A 20,107-nucleotide genomic window follows, 5' to 3' on the forward strand; every position below is an offset into this window, starting at 1 on the left:
TTCTCATATAATTTTTATTATAAGCGTGTCAGAAAGTAAGTATTTGCGACATTTATTATTTAAGTAATACTTTCATGAGCATGCTATTTATTATTTAATCTATTTAATTATTATAATGTTATTAATATAATTAGTAAATTAAATTTGATAATTGAAATGTAATATCTTGAATACATTTATTATTTTTTAATAAAAATCTAATATTTATTAAAAAATAGTTAGATAGGGATTCACCCAATTTTGTTTTTCAATAAATGTATGGAAAATGACATTATGAAGTAATGGCCTGGTCGGGATATGGATTAAGTAATAAAATTGCTAGAATCAAATGGGTTTTATAAAAAAGCTGGATCAATTTATCTGATCCAGCCTTATAAGTAATATAAAATGGTATTTGTAATTTTTATTATGATGACATTATTTTTTTATGATCCAACTGGTTTTGTGAGATATACGGTCCAGCGGCGATGACCTTTACGGTAAGGATCTTCCGGCCCTTTTGCAGAACATGCTGGTCCAGGGGCAGGAGAGCATAGCCGTCCGTCCAGCGGCAGGGTATGTTTTCCTGATTATGCCACCCTTCAAGTTTCCTGGTTTCCAGGTGGGCTTTGACATAGTGGTTCTCCCTGTTGTCAAACAGGGTGATGGTTTCGACCAGTACGCCGAGATTGCGCCTGTCATCAACGAAGGGACCGATGGCATCGCACGGGCGACTGCTATTTGAAACGATATGGACATGATGAACGGGACTGGGGAGAACAAAGACATAATTTCCATTTCCCGTTACCGGCCATTGTGGATGGATAACCTCGCCTCTGTCAGTAATGATATGAAGATTTGTGGAGTGGGTGATTGTTTCTGGCGCAACCATGTTCTTCATGCCCAGATGCAATGCCCTCTGTTTCAAATGGGCATGGACAGGTTCAACGGCCTCACGACTTGTTTCCAGAGGGGCTGCGGCATCCTGTGCCCAGTCTTTTGTCTCCTGTCTTAACTGAACCACCTTTTCAGGATTGTGGAAATTTTTATGGTTGTCCGTATTGAGGTAGCTTTCGGACAATACGCCATCCGCCTTGATAACGCCATGTTTCTCCAGTTCGAGATGATAATAGGTATATTCGGTTTTTGAATAATCGTAACGGATGGAGTGATGATTGACCAGCATGCGGGCGGGGATGAACTTTTCATCAATATAGAGACAATGTTCCGGCGTGATGCGCATATCCTTGTATGGGATGTTGTCAGCCAAGGCGTCTTTGACGATATGGATGGCATAACCCGCCACATCATCGGGCCTGTTCCTGCGGACACTGTGGTGACCCGACCCGGCCCAGGTCACGGGTTTGAGAACCCTCGTGGAGCCTTCATATGCGTAAACCATGTCTCCGGCACGGATCTCTTCTATGGCCTTCAATCCGTCTCTTGTCTCTATCATCGTGCCACAAAGGTAACAGGGTTCTTCCTGAGCATTATCCCTGTAATCCAAAATATATTTGCTATTACTTGATATCGTCGGATTAATTAGTTTTCCGTTACCCGCGACATGGATTTGGGTTGTACCACTGGCTACGGTAAATTGTGTATTGTTTGGAGGGTTATAGCTTTTGTCATTATAAACAACATTATTATTGCCATCAATATATCGACATTCATTATTTGCGATATTTACGAGACCTTTTACGGTTCCAGAACTCTCAAAGAATTTGTCGTCCTGTGAAGTGCCCTCCATTCGATGATCGCCCAGATTGTCCCATTCGGAATACCAGAATTCCGGTGAATAATAAGTATTGTTTATTGACTTTCCACCTTGTTCAATCCCTACATAACCATCATAAAATTTTGAATTTTTTATGGTGCCGCCATTTTGGACAAGGAGTCTCGGGATATTGTTTCCCAAAATTTGCGCGCCGTCAAGAACTGCACCTTTGGTGACAATAACCTTGTATACATTGTAAAAATTAATTTTTTTATTACCACGGTAGATTTCATGTCCGGCACTATCCCGATAGACATTTACTGTTTGGGGTACACCTGATGAGTCCAAAACAGGTTTTCCATTTTGGTCCAGAACGTTTTCTGTGTATACATAGACACAATTGTTACTGCTACCGTTATTTGGGCCAATAATGTTCAGGCTGTCATTTTGAATAACGGTACTGGCGAGGTATTTATCAAGTTCTGGACCAGTAGGCACCCCCTTTGTTTCAAATTGTGCTGTATTTACCACATTTATAGTCATGGTATTACTTGAGTTGTTCAATGGAACATTCGGTATATGGGGATTTCTGACAATACTTCTGTCATTTACGTTTACATCAGCAGATCCATTATCACTGGATAAAAAGGTGTTGTCATGTTTGGTATCAAGATAGCTTCTATTTGTATAACTGATTCCCTTTAAATCATAATATCCTGTTTTAGAGGAAAAATTGACGAAAGAATCCCCATCGGATACGGTAGTTCCACTTATGTTGACGGGGCAGGAAATAAAAGTGTTGTTGTTGGAATGACTATTGCCAGTAAAAATTACGTTTTGATTGAAAATATTGGAATCTTGCAGTGTTCCACCATTATTGTATAATGTTCTTGAATTGTCACTGGCAAGGAAATTCAATCCAGAGACAACAGCCCCATTTTCAATGTAAAAATCGGAATTTATGATATTAACAGGACCTGAATAGGCTTTATTGGGATCATTGGTTAGGTGATCCTTGTCGTGTAAACTGAAATAGGGGCCATTTGTGCCGGTTCCCCGTTGATAGACCGTTTTACCATTGTCAAGTTTAACGGCATGCCATGGAATGGTTCCATCCAGGATCGGGTTATTGTTACGGACGGTATAATTTGCAAAATCGACATTGTTATCGAATTTCAATGGATTTTTACTGGTATCAGCAGATAGGTCAGGATCCACACCCGGATAATTATAGTTTGGCGAACTGTTTGGATCATTATTTTCCCCCCCGCCAAAATAATCCAGATAATAACTATTGTAGCTTGATATACTTGGATCAATGAATTGCCCTCCATAACCGATATGCAGTTGCATAAATCCATTGACAACCGAAAAGCGTTGGCTTTGGGATGGATTTTTAGTGGGATCGTTTACGGTAAAACCATTTTGATCGAAATAGACATTGGCATTATCACTAATGTCTAAAAGATTCTGGTAAGAGTGTGCAGATTCATAGAATTTATCATTTTTGGAGATCCCTTCCATGCGGCTGGTGACATTATTTCTGCTGTACCAGAATTCGGGTGAGTAATAGGTGTTATTGAGTGATTGCCCCCCATTCTGAATCCCGATGTAGCTATCGAAAATATTGGAATTTTGAAGAATGCCTCCGTTTTCAACCAGGATACTGGGAATTGCTCCGCCAAAAATTTGCGCATGATCCAGTACCGCGCCTTTTCTGACAATTATTCTTGAGACATTATAGATATTGACAGGACCGTTTCCCCGATAGAGTACATTATTATTTGAATCCCGGTAAGTTGTTGCTGTTTGTGTCACTCCATTGGCGTCTGTAAATGTCTCGTTGGTGACATATACAACGTTATAATCACTGAAACTTCCGTCACCGATAATGGATTTATAGTCATTTTTGATTGTTATGTTGTTCAAATATTCATCAATGTTGTTTGCGGAATAAAAATCCTGTTTTCCGAATCTTGCTCCTTGATCAACATTGATCTGCGTACTTCTCGTGTCGGCTGGAACCTGCGTATCGGCGGTGACAGTGGGATTGGTGACTATGGTAGAGTCTTTTATATTGATTGTTGTTGTTCCACCCTTACTAAAGAAAAAATTTCCTGATGAGGGGGTCTGTTGGGAGGCTATACCCGTTAAAGTCCAGCTACCCACTGATAGGATATAGGCATTGGTAAATGAATCGTTGTCTGACCGAGTGTTGCCGGCCATTGTGGTGGGGCAGCTATAGTAATTGTTATTACTGGAAAAACCATTGTTGATGTTGACATTTTGATTGAAAATATTGGAATCTTGCAATTTACCATTTTGATCAACGGTAAGCGTATATTGATTCCCGTCAGTGGAAAAGTAATTGAGTCCTGATACTACTGCGCCATTCTCGATATGCAAATTGCTGTTGATAATGTTTACAGGGCCAGAATAGGCATAGTTTGGATCAGTGGTTGTGTGATCAGCCGTATACAGGCTAAAGTATGAATTTGTACCGCCCTGATTATATCCGCCCTTACTATATATAGTTTTTCCATTATAGTTAACGGCGTACCAATCACCGGTATTCAGGATGGGATTGTTATTGTGTATGGAATATCCTATCGAATCAAAAGTGCTTATTTGATCTTCGGTGACGTTATTTTTATTTGCCAAATTAACAGGATAATAAATATAGTTTACAAAATGATTTGTTTTAAATTCATTTTCATCTGTTAAATCTTTGCGTTTGTCGTCTTTTACATGTTTAACCATAAGTAATCTCTTATTTTTACTTTATTTTTTCGTTCCTGAAATATTATTATTAGTATAATACAACATAATATACAAACATGTTATTTATTAATAAGTAATTTTTACATATAAAAAATGATATTTAAAGTAATAACCATTAAATTTATTTAATATTATTTAATGAATTATTGATTTTTTAATTTTTTAAATTTTGGTAAAGTAGTGAATATTTTTGGTTACTTTAAAAGTTTTGCAAGGTTTGCTTTTTATTGGAATTAATTTTTTTTATTAAAAAACTCTAAAAAAATTTAAATAAATATAAGTTAAATAAACGATGTATAAGTAACCAGTTTCATAATTTTTTGTATAAAATTTAATTATAATGTGAATATTATGTATTTTAAATGAAAAAATCTTTGAAAAACACTTGCAATTTTTTTAATTTTTTTTAAAAACAAGATTGTCTTTTGGTGGTGTTATCTGCTAAGAGGAAATAAGCAAGCGAGAGTGACGGAACGGTAGACGTAGTCGACTCAAAATCGACCGCCGCAAGGCGTGGGGGTTCAAATCCCCCCTTTCGCACCAATTCACGTTATCTGTTAACGTGCAATGAATGGTTATTAACGCTTATGTCAAGATTGTCCATATCTCCCAAACCCCAAAAAAAACCTGAAAATCCATGTTTCTCATCTGGTCCTTGCGCAAAACGTCCCGGATGGAATATCAATGTTTTGCAAAATGCCCTGGTAGGACGGTCACATCGTTCCAAGGAAGGGCGGGCCAGGTTACATGATGTCATCCACCGCTCTGCTGAAATACTTGATGTTCCTGAAGGATGGAAATTGGGTATTGTTCCCGCTTCAGATACCGGGGCTGTTGAAATGGTTTTGTGGGCCTTGCTAGGGTCTCGTTCTGTTGATATGCTTTCTTATGACAGTTTTTCTGCGGAATGGGTTACCGATGTTGTTGAACAGTTAAAACTACCCAATACCAATATTATTCATGCAGAGTATGGTGAATTGCCAAATCTGGATGAAATTCAGTGGGATAATGATGTTGTAATGGTGTGGAACGGAACGACTTCGGGTGTTAAAATTCCAAATGGAGATTTTATTCCTGACCATCATGATGGATTGGTTATTTGTGATGCGACCTCGGCTGTTTTTTCGATGGATCTACCATGGTCGAAACTTGATGTGGTAACGTGGTCCTGGCAAAAGGTTTTGGGTGGGGAAGCCGCGCATGGAATGCTTGCTCTATCACCACGTGCAGTGAGACGTCTAGAAAAAACAAAACAGTTAAGACCCTTGCCTAAAATCTTCCGTGTATTGAAACAGGGAAAATTGAACGAAAAAATTTTTGAGGGAGATACAATCAATACTCCGTCAATGCTTTGTGTTGAAGACGCGCTGGATGGTTTGAGATGGGCTCAATCTGTCGGGGGATTGGCAGGATTGAAACGTCTTAGTGAAAATAATCTGAGGATTGTCAGCCAATGGGTTGCTAAAACGGCATGGATTGAATTTCTTGCAAAAGATGAGAAGTATCGCTCACATACCTCTATTTGTTTAAAAATTGTGGACCCTTGGTTTGTTGCGTTGGATAATAAAAGTCAGAAAACGGTTTTATCGAAACTGACTGGTCTTTTGGCTGAGGAACAGGTCGCTTATGATATTGCCAGTTATCGTGATGCTCCTCTGGGATTGAGGTTATGGGGTGGGGCAACGGTGACTGCTGCATCTATGGAGGCCCTGTTACCTTGGCTTGATTGGGCGTTTGCGATGGTAAAAGCGGATGGCTGAATCATACGGGAAGATGATTAAAGGTAAAAAGCAACTATACATATGATTGATGATCTGGAAATAAGTAACGCATTGCTCCCCGTTGGTTTTTGCGATGTCTTGCCCTCTGATGCTGAGACAGAAGCGCGTGGTTTGCAAAAAATGATGAATATTTTTGCTAATTACGGTTATGATCGGGTCAATCCACCTTTATTGGAATTCGAACAGAGTCTTCTTGCGCATGCGGGCAAAGGAATTGCAGAGCAAACTTTTCGGATAATGGATCCAGAAACACGTTATATGATGGGCTTGCGCGCAGACATTACACCTCAGATTGCCAGAATTGCTGCGACACGATTGATCAATTCACCACGTCCTTTACGGTTGTCGTATGCTGGTCTCTGTATTTGGGTTAAAGGGGCAAGACATTCAGCAGCCCGTCAAATTTTACAGACTGGCATTGAATTAATTGGCATCGATAATGCACAGGCTGATGCCGAGGTGATTCTTGTGACTGCACAGGCATTGCAGGCGCTTGGGATTCAGGCCTTCAGTTTTGATTTAATGATGCCGCAGCTGGTACAGGCAATTATTAGCCCGGAAAATTTTACCTCTGCACAATTGGGTGCGTTAATGCGTGCATTGGATCGTAAAGATGTTGCTGCCGTAAAATATTATGGCGGGGATTATTCGGATATTTTGACAGCTATGTTGCAGGCGGCAGGACCTGCGGATCAGGCTATTGGCGCATTGCGAAAATTAAATTTTCCAGCCGAGGCCCAACGGTTGTTTGAACGGTTGTTGGCTTCTGTAAAAGCGGTGCGAAATCAAGATCCGGATATTGAATTGACTATTGATCCTGTTGAATTTAGAGGCTGGGATTATCATACAGGATTATGTATTTCCGTTTATGCTGATGGTATTAGTGGTGAAGTTGGTCGGGGTGGAAGATATCTTTCCAATAATCAGGAACCTGCTTGTGGTTTAACCCTTCGTCCAGATATTTTGTTGCAAAGAGCGGAGAGACCTTTGAGCAAATCAAGGGTTTTTGTTCCCTATGGTTGTTATAGAATTGAGGAGTTGGGCAAACTGCATGAAGAGGGATATGTTACGTTAATGAGTTGTGCGGTTGAAGGCGATCCCGAAGAAGAGGCTCATCATTTAAATTGCCAATATATATACAAAAAAGGGAAATTGTTTCCTTTGTAATTGGTGTAAGCGCTTTAATCATTTAATATTTGTGTAATTTTATAAATAAGGTTGTTTAGATAAGGAAGTCTATATGTCCAGTGTTACCATTGTCGGTTCCCAATGGGGAGATGAGGGAAAAGGAAAGATTGTTGATTGGCTGGCCAGTCAGGCAGATGTTGTAGTAAGATTTCAGGGCGGACATAACGCTGGACATACCCTGGTTATTGATGGAAAAAGTTATAAATTATCATTATTGCCTTCCGGTGTAGTTAGGCAAAAAATTAGTATTATTGGCAATGGGGTTGTTGTTGATCCACAGGCCCTGTTAAATGAGATTGCCAAGTTTAAAGATCAGAATATCGAAATTACTCCAGATATTTTAAAAGTAGCCGAGAATTGCCCTTTGATTTTGCCTTCTCATGTGGCCTTGGATCAGGCTCGTGAAAAAGCACGTGGAGAACATAAAATTGGAACAACCGGTCGAGGTATCGGACCCGCTTATGAAGATAAAGTGGCGCGTCGTGCCATTCGCTTGTGTGATTTGACAGAACCGGAAACGCTAGATTGGCGTTTGGATGAGTTATTGGCTCATCATAATGCCTTATTGGTATCATTGGGTGAAAAAACATTTTCAAAAGATGAAATTCTATCCTATCTCAATACTATTGCTGTAAAGGTTTTACCTTTTATGGCACCCGTTTCAGAATTAATGGCAAGTTATATTAAGGATAATAAATTTGTGCTATTTGAAGGGGCACAGGCCATAATGTTGGATGTAGATCATGGAACCTATCCTTTTGTAACCAGTTCAAATACTGTGCCTGCTCAAACGGGGATTGGTAGCGGTACAGGTCCACGGACAGGCGGATACATACTTGGAATTGCCAAGGCCTATACGACAAGAGTTGGTGCAGGGCCATTTCCAACCGAGCTATTTGATGAAACTGGAAAATATTTAGGTAAAAAAGGTTATGAGTTCGGTACGGTAACAGGACGGCCAAGACGCTGTGGATGGTTCGATGCTGTACTGGTACGTCGTGCAGTTCAAGTTGGTGGATTGGATGGTTTGGCCTTGATGAAACTAGATGTTCTGGACGGGTTAAAAGAGGTCAAAATTTGTGTCGGGTATCAATTGGACGGTCAGAATATAGAGCGTTTTCCATATACTTTGGAAGCGCAAAAAAGATTGAAACCTATTTATGAAACGATGTCAGGATGGAATGAAAAGACCTCTGGTATTCGGTCAAAGAAAGAATTGCCGGCAGCAGCAAGAAATTATATTGAACGTATTGAAGCATTGACAGGGGTTAAGGTTGCTGTCATTTCAACCAGTCCTGAACGTGAAGATACAATATTATCCGAGAATTTTTTGCCAAACTAATTTTAAGATAATTTATTGTCTTTTTGTGACCCCTGACAAGGGGTCTTTTATAATTCTCATTTTACGTTTCTTAATTCGTTCTATAAATATTTATTTGTGAATAAAAGATTTTTATTAAGAAAATTTTAATGAATTTTATTCAAAAAAAGATTTGAAAATTAATATTTATATGAAAAAGAAACAAAAACCATCTTTTAATATATGTTCAAGAAATGATTTAAGGATATATTATAGATAATTTTATTTTATTGCTTAAATATAATGATCGAAAAGATAGATTGTAACTAAGAATCATTTGAAACAAATTTATCTGATCGTAAAATTAATAACAGTATGTTTTAAATTTTTTTATCTTTTGAAATTTGTTGTAGATTTAATATATTCCAAAAGAAAAATTTTTAAAAAACTGTTTTATTAACAGCTTAATAGATAATTATCAAATATTATTTTGACCAATTCAATGTGATGCACATGGTTATCCAAATATTCAATAAAAAAAATAACGGGTTAACATCTGATTCCAATAAAGAAAAACGCGTAGGATCAAATATACGCAGGGAAATTCTGAGAGCTTTAAAGACAGCTTTTCCTTTAATGTTAAGTGTCATTCCTTTTGGTTTGTTATTGGGGGCGCAGGCAAAGATACATGGATTGTCAACGCTTGAGCTCTGGTTAATGTGCAGTTTAAATTTTGCTGGCGGATCTGAATTTGTCGCGATTAATTTATGGCAAAAAACACCGCCATTATTATTGATTGTTGCGATGACTTTACTGGTGAATTTCCGTCATATTTTAATGGGCGCCACCATGATACAGTTTTGCAAGCGTTTTTCATTAAAAAGGATTTTACCATCTTTTTTCTTTTTATGTGATGAATGTTGGGCATTGTCATTGCAGGACTGTTATAACAGGTTAAAAAAAGTCATTAGTCCATCTTTTAGCTATATATTTTATATGACTGTAGGAGTTTCTTTGTATCTTGTCTGGGTTACAAGTGCCGTGATAGGAATTTTATTGGGGCCTTTATTTGGTAATCTTTTGCATTATGGATTTGATATGGCGTTTGCAGCCATATTCATTGTTTTACTTCGTGGTATGTGGCTGGGATGGCGTAAAGGCATTATCTGGGCAAGTAGCCTTATAACTGCCTGTATAGTGTATATGTTTGTGCCTGGGGAATGGTATATTATTGCGGGTACTTTAACCGGAATAATATTTGTCTTTCTGGTTCCCAATCGCATGCTGCAGGCATCAAAAAATGTTTAGTACCTATATTAATGAACACGCTTTTCTGACGATTATATTCATGGGTATGGTAACATATCTGACACGAATTGGTGGATACCTTGTTTTTAGTAAATATGATCATCCCCGATTAAAGAACATATTGGAAATTGTTCCTGGATGCGTAATGATTTCCTTGATCGCACCTTATTTTGTTACAGGACGGATAGCAGATATGATTGCATTAATCTTTACGGTAACGGCGGCTATTCGATGCTCTTTTTTGGTTACACTGATTATCGCGATAGGATCAGCTGGATTATTACGATATCTTCTAGGTTAAATACGACATAATCCAGCTTGTTATGTTTTATATTTTTAGGCAATAGCTACCTGGTTTATTGAGTTTTTAAATCCAATATCTGAACCATGTGCTTTTTGAATAATTTCTTGCAATTTTTCAAAAGCACGGGTTTCAATCTGACGGATACGTTCTCTGGAAATTTTATAGACTTTTGAAAGTTCTTCCAAGGTTGCAGGTTTGTCTTTTAACCTACGCTCCGTTAATATTTCACGTTCTCTGGGTTTTAAGCCTTCCATCGCTTTTTGTAGAATATTATGACGTTGGGATAGTTCTTCACGTTCGGCATAGCTCTCTTCCTGGTTAATGGCGTCATCAACCAGCATATTCTGCCATTCGTTATAATCACTGTCGTTTCCCATAGGGGTATTTAGGCTGTGATCTTGAGCGCTTAGCCGTTGATTCATGCTTTGAATCTCGGATGTAGTTACTCCAAGTTTCTCCGAAATTGTTTCCAATTGTTCCGGGGTTAGGTCAGTGTCACTAAAGGCCTTAATCTGGCTTTTAACGCGACGTAAATTGAAAAAAAGCTTTTTTTGAGCAGCGGTTGTCCCGATTTTAACCAAAGACCAGTTGTGAAGAATATATTCCTGAATAGCCGCTTTAATCCACCAAATTGCATAGGTTGTAAACCGGAACCCACGATCTGGATTAAAACGTTGGATGGCTTGAAGCATACCTATATTTCCCTCACTTATCAATTCATTCAGGGGCAAGGCATAGCGTTTGTATGTTGTGGCTATTTTAACGACTAATCTTAAATGTGCGTTGATCAATTTATGTGCAGCCTGGATATTTCCCTCCTCTTTCCACTGTTTCGCATAGGTGAATTCCTCTTCAGCTGTTAAGAGGGGAAATTTGCGGATATTCTGGATATATTGTGTAATGTTGTTTTCTGGCGTGATATCTAACATTGAAGGAACCATTGATTTGTACCTTTATGATGTTATGGTCTGCGTAAAACAGAACACATGTCTTGTTGATCTTTATTGTATTTTTAATTAATGCAGTTGACCCACATTTATATTTTATGAAGTTTGTTTTGTTTACGAACATTGTTATATCAGACTAATTTAGTCCTGTCAAAAAAAATAACATAAAAATAAAGTATATTTTCATCGATAAATTCGATTATAGGTAATAAAAATTGAACTGGTTAATATTTATAGAGTTTAAAACATGTATTTTACAAAATTTTAACCTTTATAATTAATAATTTATTAATAAATTTTTAACAAGTTATTTTTTTCTTTACAAGAGTGTTTATTTCGAATCGAAAAATAAGGATTTATTATATCTTTATTTTTCCGTAGTTATTTTCTTTATTAAACGTTCCATATCCTGGGGCAATGATGTTTCAAACTCATGATATTTATTGCTTATGGGATGATTAAATCCTAAAAGTGTCGCATGCAGGGCTTGTCTGGGAAAATCAAGAAGTTCATTTCTTTGATTTATGGGTAAGATTTTTGCAATGGCGGGAATCCGCTTAAGATATACGGAATCACCTATTAAGGGGTGACCTTGTTTCGATAAATGCACACGAATCTGGTGAGTGCGTCCTGTATCAAGTTTACACTGAATAAAGCTTACAGCTGGATTTATTATTTTTTGAATTTTATAATTTGTTTTGGCATATTTCCCACCTTTTTTGACAATTGTCATTTTTTTACGATCATAGGGGTCACGACCAATATTTCCCTCAACAGACCCTAGACTGGGGTTTGGTATTCCCCAACAGATGGCATGATATAACCGGTTTATGGTTCGATCTGCAAAATCAGCGGATAGTTTGCTTAAGGCTTGTTCAGATTTTGCGACAACCATTACTCCAGAAGTATCTTTGTCCAGTCGATGAATGATTCCGGGACGTTTTTCTCCTCCTATTCCTGACAGGCTGTCTCCACAATGCGCCAAAAGAGCATTGACCAAGGTACCATTTTCATTTCCCGGGGCTGGATGTACAACTAATCCAGCCGGTTTATTGATTACGATAATATGATTGTCTTCAAATAGAATTTCTAGGGGAATGTCCTGAGGTATTAATGAATATTCTTTTACTTCAGGGATTTGCAATTCAATTTTATCATTTGTTTTAATGGGAGTTGATGGATTTTTAATAGGGACATGATTGCGTTTACAATGTCCTTGTTCAATGAGTGCTTTAATTCTTGATCGTGAATAATTTTGATAGGTTTTGCTTAAAAATCGATCAAGTCTTAAATTATTGTATTTTTCTTGAACTGAAGTTACAAGCAAAGTTGAGTCGATCGTGTTTGAACCATTCATACAGAAAGTACCTTAATGTCAATGAATATATCCCTTGAAAACAAAGATTCTTTATCACGAAAAAATAAAGGATTGTTAGCTTTAGTTGTATTTTTGGGAATTCTGATAATAATAGCCACAACGATACTGGTTTTCGCAATTATCAGTCGTATAGCTCATAAAAAAAACGATTCTGTCATGATTTATGAAAATTCACTAAAAATTACACGTCCAATCAGTGTATTGCAAGAACCTAAAGGGACACGGATAGAAAATGTCACACGTCAGTCTGACAGGATGGTATTGATAACATTGAGAGGTGGAGGGCCTGATCGTTTGATTTTCTGGGACATTGATCAACAAAAAAAGGTGGCGGAAGTTAAAATCATCGATTCGGAGATTGATGATAAATAGTTTGTTAATTGAAAAAGAATTTTTATGAAACACCTTGCATATATTCGGATTTATAATATGAATAGTTATTTCAATTATCAAATAAAAAAACAAGAAATAATATATGTATGGATTTTTATACTTTGTTTTACTTTATAAAAAAATGTAATATTTTGATATTTTAATGACAATTGAGAAAAATAGTATATAATTGAATTATAACAATCATTTAAAGGAGAATTGTTATGAGTAAACATGAAGTATCAAAAAAAGAAGCTCACAAAGATGCCGAAACGCTAAGGGATCCTAAAGCTAGTAAATGTGATAAATCCGAAGCAGGTTCTGAATTATCAAAGAAAAAAAATCAAGGTAAAAAATAGATAACTAGATAATTAATCCAATTTATTTTGATTTTTATATGCTAAACTCAAATAACGATTGTAGGTCTTTGAAAAGGGACTATTTAACAGTCGTTATTTTTTTGTGATTAATTTGGATTTTTTGGTGAGTTTTAGTTGCTTTTTAGGGCAGGATGACGTAGATAAAAGAAAAATAAGAAGGTTTCTGGTCCCGTTCGTCTAGAGGCCTAGGACACTGCCCTCTCACGGCAGCAACACGGGTTCAAATCCCGTACGGGACACCAAAAGAGAATATCAATCTAGCAATACGTTAAATAATTATTATCGTAAGATTATATAGATATTTAAAAAAGTACTAGAAGATTTGTTTCAAAAATAATTGAAAATATTTTCAATACGAAATTATCTGTTTTGTTTAAACAAAATCTTTTTTCGCATTATAATATAGACATAGTTTTTTCATATTGTGAAATGGAAAAATATTAGATTACTGAAAATAATTTTTGTAATAGATCCATGATAATACTTTGGTAAAATTATGCAAAAAAAAATTATAAAGCTTAAAAGACCTTTTATAATTAAAATGGGGAAAAAACTTCGTCCTTATTTTAATAAAGTGCTTTCCCGTTATTCAGAAATTCCGGATCAACCCGTATATGATATTTCGGTTCTACCATGGATATCTGTAATTGAAGCTAATGCAGATATAATTCGTAAAGAATGGGAACAGCTTGTTCAGAAGTATCAAAATGAATCTGTTAACGCACCCTCACTGCGAGATATATCTCCTGACCATGCTAGAATTGCCGCGGATAAACGTTGGAAATCCTTTTTTTTGCAGGGTTACGGGTTACGGGTGATGGAAAACTGTAAGTTAATGCCTAAAACAGCAGCTTTGATAGATAAGATTCCGAATTTAAATTCAGCGTTTTTTTCTATTCTTGAACCGGGTGCCGTTATCCCCCCGCATTATGGTGTGACCAAAGGTTTGCTTACGTGTCATCTTGGGGTCGCTGTGCCGATAGATCAAAAAAATTGCTGGATTGATGTTGATACGCAACGTTTATACTGGGTCCAGGATAAATGCATTCTTTTCGATGATACCTATAGGCATAGTGTTGAAAATGATACGAATCAAACTCGGGTTGTTTTATTATTTCAGGTTTTAAGACCGGAAAGGGGATTTGGTAAGGTTGTTCAAGATCTGTTTATGATGGCGATCCGTCGTTCTGCCTTTGTTAAAGAAGCCTATGATAATTTTATGAAAATCAATAAACAACAAATATTACATTAGTTATTGATTAAGGTATTTGATTTTTTATTAATGTTCAATGTTTTAATCAATGAATTGGGGTTGCAGAAAGGATTATTGAATAATAAGTGAATTGTTATAATTTTTAATTAGGTTATAAATAATTACTGTAAATATTCTGGAGAAAGTGTAGATTTGTGAGAATCGGTTTTTTAGACTGTTTTGCTGGTATGAGTAGCAGCCGATTTATAGGGGCTTTGGCAAGTGCCGGTGTTCCTGAACAAATTTTACAAGATGCAGTTGACGCCCTTGATATAGGCGCACGTCTAGAATTAATGCATGTCAAGCGAAGCAATATTGCAACGATCAAAGCCTATATTAGTTTTGATACTTCAGAAAATGGCTTGAATTTTTCTTATGATTTTTTGCGTTCTTTTCAAGATGAAAAAGTCAATAATAAACAGTTGCTGGGAACAATTCAGGCCTTGATTTCCAATGCGTCTCTACCTGTAAAAGCGAAAAAGCTTATTTTGGAAACTTTTCAGAATTTGGCTGAAGCACAAGCCAAAATCTCAGGTCTGCCAATCGAAGAAATCAGTTTTCATGAGATTAAAGCGCTGAACACGATTGTTGGAGTAACAGTTTGTTGCGTTGCATGTGTCTGGCTGAAGATAGATCAATGGTATGTTTCCCCCTTGAATGTAGGATCGGGAATTAAAAAAGATTCCAAGGGATTTTTACCTATTCCAACCCCTGTAACGCTTGAGCTTTTGGGAAATGAGGTTCTTATTTATGCCTCGGGGCCACAAAAGGAATTGTTAACCCCAACCTGTGCCGCATTGTTGAAAGCGTTAAAGGCTAGTTATCAGCCTTGCCCTCCAATCTTGATTTCTCGTATAGGGTATGGAGGGGGAAGAATGGAATATGATAATCTTCCAAATTTTTTAAGACTATGTGTGGGAACCACAACAAAAGGAAAAAATACACAATCAGTTATTGGGGAAATTGTTATTGTAGAGGCAGAATTTGCCAAATCATCGCAAGATGCATTAATTGAATTACAAACCCATCTTTATGCGAATGGGGCAAAATTTGTCTATACTGTGCCAATTTATTCAGTCTTTAATCAAATGACCGATAAGGTTGTTATTTTCTGTCTCCCGGAACATGCCGATGAGATGCGTCGTTTCTTATTTCAAAGATTAAAAACGGCATATGTGCATTGGCGTATTGAGAAATATGAAAATTTGATTCATTATGATGAAAACGTTAATACCCCATGGGGAAAAATAAAAGTTATTGTAGGACAACTGTTAAACAATCAAATTGTTTCGGTTGTTCCTGATAAAACAACATGCCGCTCTATTGCCAAAGCACATGATTTATCAACAGTTGAAATTGAGGAAACGGTTAAACGGTTGTTTTTTTCCGGGAAAAGTTGATTGAAATTATGAATAAAGATTTAAAAAACGTATAAAAATCTGTATAAGAAAACCTATTATTATTGTAATATTTCCGTTTTATTGATGTACAAAAGGCAAAATGCGAATAGGAATAAATTCACAAGCTGCCTTAATAATCATTGGAGAGGCTACATGACGAAGAATTTAATTGCTTCATTCTCTTTTTCCCGTTCTTTGGTAATGGTCAGTGCTTTAAGTCTGGGGCTTGTAGCTTGTTCCAGTCATAAAAAAGAACGGGATCTGATTTTGCCCGAAAACCATCTTGTTGGTGTGGATCGTTCAGCCACAGGTGGGGATGATAGTCTGGCAGGTGGTGTTAACGCTTATTTATGGCGTGCGGCATTGGATACATTGGCTTTTATGCCCATGCTTTCAGCTGATGCTGTGGGGGGAAGCATCATAACGGATTGGTATCAGCCTGTTCCATCCAATCCTGAAAGATTTCAAGTTGTTTGCACTGTACTTGACCGACGGTTGAGATCGGATTCGATCAGTGTTGTTGTTCATCGTCAGATAAAGGAAAACGGACAGTGGGTCGATGCGCCTGTAACCTCTCATACAGCTTCAGATCTTACCAGTAAAATTCAGGTGCGCGCACGTCAGTTGCGTGCTGATAAACTTAAGTAAATTTAATATATTTGATAGACTAACATGAATAATTCCACTCCATCATCGTATGATTTTCAACGTGTAGAATTTTATTGGCAACAGCAATGGGCAAAACGTCATTTGTTTGATGTACCCAATGTCCCTAATTCTGAATTGCCAAAATATTATGTCTTGGAAATGTTTCCATATCCATCCGGACAGTTGCATATGGGGCATGTAAGAAATTATACATTGGGGGATGTTGTCGCTCGATACAAGCGGGCAAGAGGCTATAGCGTATTACATCCTATGGGATGGGATGCTTTTGGTCTTCCAGCTGAAAATGCTGCCAAAAGTCATGGTGTTTCTCCTGTTAAATGGACTATGGAAAATATTGCCGCCATGCGGGAAGAACTCAAAAGATTGGGATTCTCCCTAAACTGGGACAGAGAATTTGCTACGTGTCAGCCCGAATATTATGGTCAGCAACAAAAATTGTTTTTAAGCTTGCTGGAAGAAGGCCTGGTTGAGCGTCGCGAAAGTTGGGTGAATTGGGATCCTGTTGATCAAACTGTGTTGGCTAACGAACAGGTAATTGATGGCAAGGGATGGCGTTCTGGAGCTCCAATTGTAAAAAAACAGCTTTTCCAGTGGTTTTTGAAAATTACGGATTTTGCACAGCCTTTATTAGATGGATTGAATACACTAAATGACTGGCCTGATCGTGTGAAAGCGATGCAAGAGCGGTGGCTGGGAAGATCCGAAGGGGCAAAAGTGCGTTTTGAGGTTCTGAATTTGCCAGCAGATTTTGAATCTAGTTTGAACGTTTTGGAAATATTTACAACCCGTCCGGATACCCTGTTTGGTATGGCATTCGTTGCTATTTCACCTGATCACCCGATGGCGGCTAAATTGGCAAAGACAAATCGCGGAGTGGCTGATTTCATAGCCGAATGTCATCAGTTGGGCACTTCAGAAGAGGCGATTGAGAAAGCTGAAAAAAGAGGGGTCGATACTGGCCTGAAAATTCGGCACCCTTTTATGCCTGATCAGGAATTTCCAATCTGGATTGCCAATTTCGTATTGATGGACTATGGAACGGGTGCAATATTTGCCTGTCCCTGTGGTGATCAGCGGGATTTGGATTTTGCACGCAAATATAAAATTGATTTCAAGACAGTTGTTGTTCCGAAAGGAGAAACCTCTGAAACTTTTAAGGTTACCGAGACTGCATATACAGATCAGGGAATTGCTGTAAATTCTGAATTCTTGGATGGATTGCCAACAGTCAAAGCCAAGGATGTGGCAATAGCGGAATTGGAAAAATTGGGCATTGGTGAAAAAGTGGTAAACTGGCGTTTAAGGGATTGGGGCATTTCCCGTCAGCGTTATTGGGGCTGTCCAATACCTGTTATTCATTGTCCAAAATGCGGAATAGTCCCTGTTCCAGAAGATCAGTTGCCGGTTCAGTTACCAGAGGATGTTGATTTCTCTTTATCCGGAAATCCGTTGGATAATCATCCAAGCTGGAAACATGTTGAATGTCCCCATTGTCATGGAGCTGCCCAGAGAGAAACCGATACATGCGATACATTTGTAGATAGTTCCTGGTATTTTGCACGATTTACAGCACCTCATGCCGAAACCCCGACAGAAAAGGAGGCTGTTCATCGTTGGATGCCGGTAGATCAGTATATTGGCGGAATTGAGCATGCGATATTACATTTGCTATATGCGCGTTTCTTTACACGAGCCATGAAACAAATGGGATATGTGAGTGTTGATGAGCCTTTTAAAGCTTTATTTACTCAGGGTATGGTGATGCATGAAAGTTATCAAGATGCACAAGGCGAGTGGATTTTTCCTGACCAAGTAAAAAAAACAGGGAATAAAGCTGTTTTACGTGATACCGGCGAAACTGTTAAGATTGGTCGTGTTGAAAAAATGTCAAAGTCCAAGAAAAACACGATTCCACCATCTGCAATTATTGAACGTTTTGGTGCTGATACGGCACGTTGGTTCATATTGTCAGATAATCCTCCCGAAAGGGACATGGAATGGACAGAGGAAGGGGTAATGGCTACTTCCCGTTACCTGCAACGTTTATACCGTTTGGTTTTAACGGTATCACAACAGGTTCCAGTGCTGGTTGTTTTACCTGATACATTTTCGGAAAATGCGGATCAATTGCGACGCTTGACCCACCGCACCATTGTTACGGTAACAGAATCATTGGATAATTTTGCAATGAATGTTGCGATTGCAAGATTGCGCGAATTAACCAATGCTTTGGCTGATGCAGAAAAAAAATCGGGTGATCCGGGAATGGATTTTGCTCGTCGTGAAGCTGCCATGATGTTAAGTCGACTTTCCAGTCCGTTAATTCCGCATATGGCGGAAGAAATGATGTCTCATCTTTTTGAGGATCACAAATTGTTGGCTGAAAGTGAATGGCCTAAAGCGGATGAAGCTTTGTTAACCGCGACAAAAGTGGTTATTGCTGTGCAAATAAAGGGCAAGTTACGGGGAACGATTGAGGTTGCTCCGGATATGGAAAAAGAAAAGATAATCCAATTGGTACAGCGGGAGAAAACAGTTTCTAAATTTTTGGAAGGAAAAACGGTTTTAAAGACAATTTATGTGCCTAATAAAATCGTTAATTTTGTGGTAAACTGATGAAATTATTAACTATATTCCTTAAAAAATCCAGTGTTCCCTTGGGGTTTGCAATTTTATTGGCAGGATGTGGTTTTCATCCTGTCTATAAAAAAACGGCTACATTGGATACCAACAAGGAATTGAAAAAAGTTTATATTCCTGTTTTGAATGATCGTTTTGGTCAGCAAATTCGGCAGTTTTTACAACAGAATATGGCAGGGGATGGGCCTGAAGATCCAAAAACATATGAGTTGGATGTAACCCCGTCTTTAAGTGAAGAAGCGATTGATATTCATTATGACAATTCTTCGGGTCGGGCAAGAATGACCGGGAATGCGCATTGGATATTGAAAACCATATCTGTTAATCCAGTCATTTTGGCACAGGGTGATGCGCAGACAATGGATGGTTATAATATTACTTTTGAACAATATTTTGCTCAGACGTTGAATGACGAAACCGCGCAAACTCGTGTTGCTCAGAATTTGGCGAATGAAGTTACACAACAAGTTGCTGTCTGGTTCAGGCATAATGATTCTTTTCAAGAAACAAGTAAAGTTCCAAATACACCCAAGGCGCAGTATATGTTACCAAGCATGATGCCTGGAACAAGCGGAGCACAGACTCAATCAGCGGGAAGTGATGGAATGCCAGCAATGGCTACCGGTCGAAATACCATGATTCCTGTTGGAATGGATAACATGACAGAAGATGAAATGCCTTCAGATAAGTAATGGATAAAAGATGAAATAA

Annotated in this window: 15 protein-coding genes and 2 tRNA genes; 14 read left to right on the top strand and 3 right to left on the bottom strand. The window is 37.8% G+C overall.

The window, feature by feature from the left end:
- Positions 1-406: 406 nt before the first annotated feature.
- Positions 407-4,456 (bottom strand): Hint domain-containing protein, encoded by a 4,050-nt coding sequence (locus tag H3R28_RS07415; RefSeq protein ID WP_198210532.1) that lies wholly within the window; start codon positions 4,454-4,456, stop codon positions 407-409.
- A 480-nt stretch (positions 4,457-4,936) separates the two neighbouring features.
- On the opposite strand from H3R28_RS07415, the gene H3R28_RS07420 reads away from it, so the two are divergent.
- The 6 genes from H3R28_RS07420 to H3R28_RS07445 all read left to right on the top strand — a co-directional run bounded on the left by H3R28_RS07420 (position 4,937) and on the right by H3R28_RS07445 (position 10,355).
- A tRNA-Leu gene (locus H3R28_RS07420) sits at positions 4,937-5,020 on the top strand.
- Between the two features lie 44 nt (positions 5,021-5,064).
- Positions 5,065-6,237 (top strand): phosphoserine transaminase, encoded by a 1,173-nt coding sequence (locus H3R28_RS07425; RefSeq protein ID WP_198210533.1) that lies wholly within the window; start codon positions 5,065-5,067, stop codon positions 6,235-6,237.
- A gap of 42 nt (positions 6,238-6,279) precedes the next feature.
- Entirely contained in the window at positions 6,280-7,425 is a 1,146-nt protein-coding gene (locus H3R28_RS07430; RefSeq protein ID WP_198210534.1) for an ATP phosphoribosyltransferase regulatory subunit, read from the top strand.
- Positions 7,426-7,498: 73 nt separating this feature from the next.
- The gene (locus H3R28_RS07435) at positions 7,499-8,788 is read left to right on the top strand and encodes an adenylosuccinate synthase (protein ID WP_198210535.1); all 1,290 of its coding nucleotides are present in this window, start codon (positions 7,499-7,501) and stop codon (positions 8,786-8,788) included.
- Positions 8,789-9,259: 471 nt separating this feature from the next.
- On the top strand, positions 9,260-10,054 hold the full coding sequence (locus H3R28_RS07440; protein WP_198210536.1) for an AzlC family ABC transporter permease: 795 nt from the start codon (positions 9,260-9,262) through the stop codon (positions 10,052-10,054).
- The gene (locus tag H3R28_RS07445; RefSeq protein ID WP_122122993.1) at positions 10,047-10,355 is read left to right on the top strand and encodes an AzlD family protein; all 309 of its coding nucleotides are present in this window, start codon (positions 10,047-10,049) and stop codon (positions 10,353-10,355) included. Before H3R28_RS07440 ends, H3R28_RS07445 begins: the two co-directional genes overlap by 8 nt.
- 35 nt (positions 10,356-10,390) lie before the next feature.
- Here the strand turns inward: H3R28_RS07445 and rpoH are convergent, their stop codons facing one another.
- Positions 10,391-11,299, bottom strand: a complete 909-nt coding sequence (gene rpoH, locus H3R28_RS07450; RefSeq protein ID WP_122122994.1) for an RNA polymerase sigma factor RpoH — start codon at positions 11,297-11,299, stop codon at positions 10,391-10,393.
- 373 nt (positions 11,300-11,672) lie between these two features.
- Positions 11,673-12,662: an RluA family pseudouridine synthase gene (locus H3R28_RS07455; RefSeq protein ID WP_198210537.1), complete on the bottom strand. Its 990-nt coding sequence runs from the start codon at positions 12,660-12,662 to the stop codon at positions 11,673-11,675.
- Between the two features lie 21 nt (positions 12,663-12,683).
- Here H3R28_RS07455 and H3R28_RS07460 point away from each other — a divergent pair, with 21 nt between their 5' ends.
- From H3R28_RS07460 to H3R28_RS07490, 8 genes are all read left to right on the top strand, one after another.
- Positions 12,684-13,055, top strand: a complete 372-nt coding sequence (locus tag H3R28_RS07460; RefSeq protein WP_155566354.1) for a hypothetical protein — start codon at positions 12,684-12,686, stop codon at positions 13,053-13,055.
- Positions 13,056-13,279: 224 nt separating this feature from the next.
- Positions 13,280-13,414, top strand: a complete 135-nt coding sequence (locus H3R28_RS09000; RefSeq protein ID WP_255518696.1) for a hypothetical protein — start codon at positions 13,280-13,282, stop codon at positions 13,412-13,414.
- Positions 13,415-13,601: 187 nt separating this feature from the next.
- A tRNA-Glu gene (locus H3R28_RS07465) sits at positions 13,602-13,677 on the top strand.
- A gap of 254 nt (positions 13,678-13,931) precedes the next feature.
- Entirely contained in the window at positions 13,932-14,687 is a 756-nt protein-coding gene (locus H3R28_RS07470) for an aspartyl/asparaginyl beta-hydroxylase domain-containing protein (RefSeq protein WP_198210538.1), read from the top strand.
- Positions 14,688-14,842: 155 nt separating this feature from the next.
- Positions 14,843-16,087 carry a LarC family nickel insertion protein gene (locus tag H3R28_RS07475; RefSeq protein WP_198210539.1) on the top strand — a complete coding sequence of 415 codons (1,245 nt, stop codon included), beginning with the start codon at positions 14,843-14,845 and terminating at the stop codon, positions 16,085-16,087.
- A 153-nt stretch (positions 16,088-16,240) separates the two neighbouring features.
- A complete protein-coding gene (locus H3R28_RS07480) occupies positions 16,241-16,735 on the top strand; it encodes a DUF3576 domain-containing protein (RefSeq protein WP_110439391.1) in 495 nt (164 codons plus the stop codon).
- 24 nt (positions 16,736-16,759) lie between these two features.
- The gene (leuS, locus tag H3R28_RS07485) at positions 16,760-19,372 is read left to right on the top strand and encodes a leucine--tRNA ligase (RefSeq protein ID WP_198210540.1); all 2,613 of its coding nucleotides are present in this window, start codon (positions 16,760-16,762) and stop codon (positions 19,370-19,372) included.
- Positions 19,372-20,088, top strand: a complete 717-nt coding sequence (locus H3R28_RS07490; RefSeq protein ID WP_198210541.1) for a hypothetical protein — start codon at positions 19,372-19,374, stop codon at positions 20,086-20,088. The genes leuS and H3R28_RS07490 overlap by 1 nt, the downstream gene beginning before the upstream one ends.
- Positions 20,089-20,107: the final 19 nt, after the last annotated feature.

It is taken from the genome of Commensalibacter sp. M0268, from assembly GCF_016101925.1.
In the GTDB taxonomy this organism is placed as follows: Bacteria; Pseudomonadota; Alphaproteobacteria; order Acetobacterales; family Acetobacteraceae; genus Commensalibacter; species Commensalibacter melissae.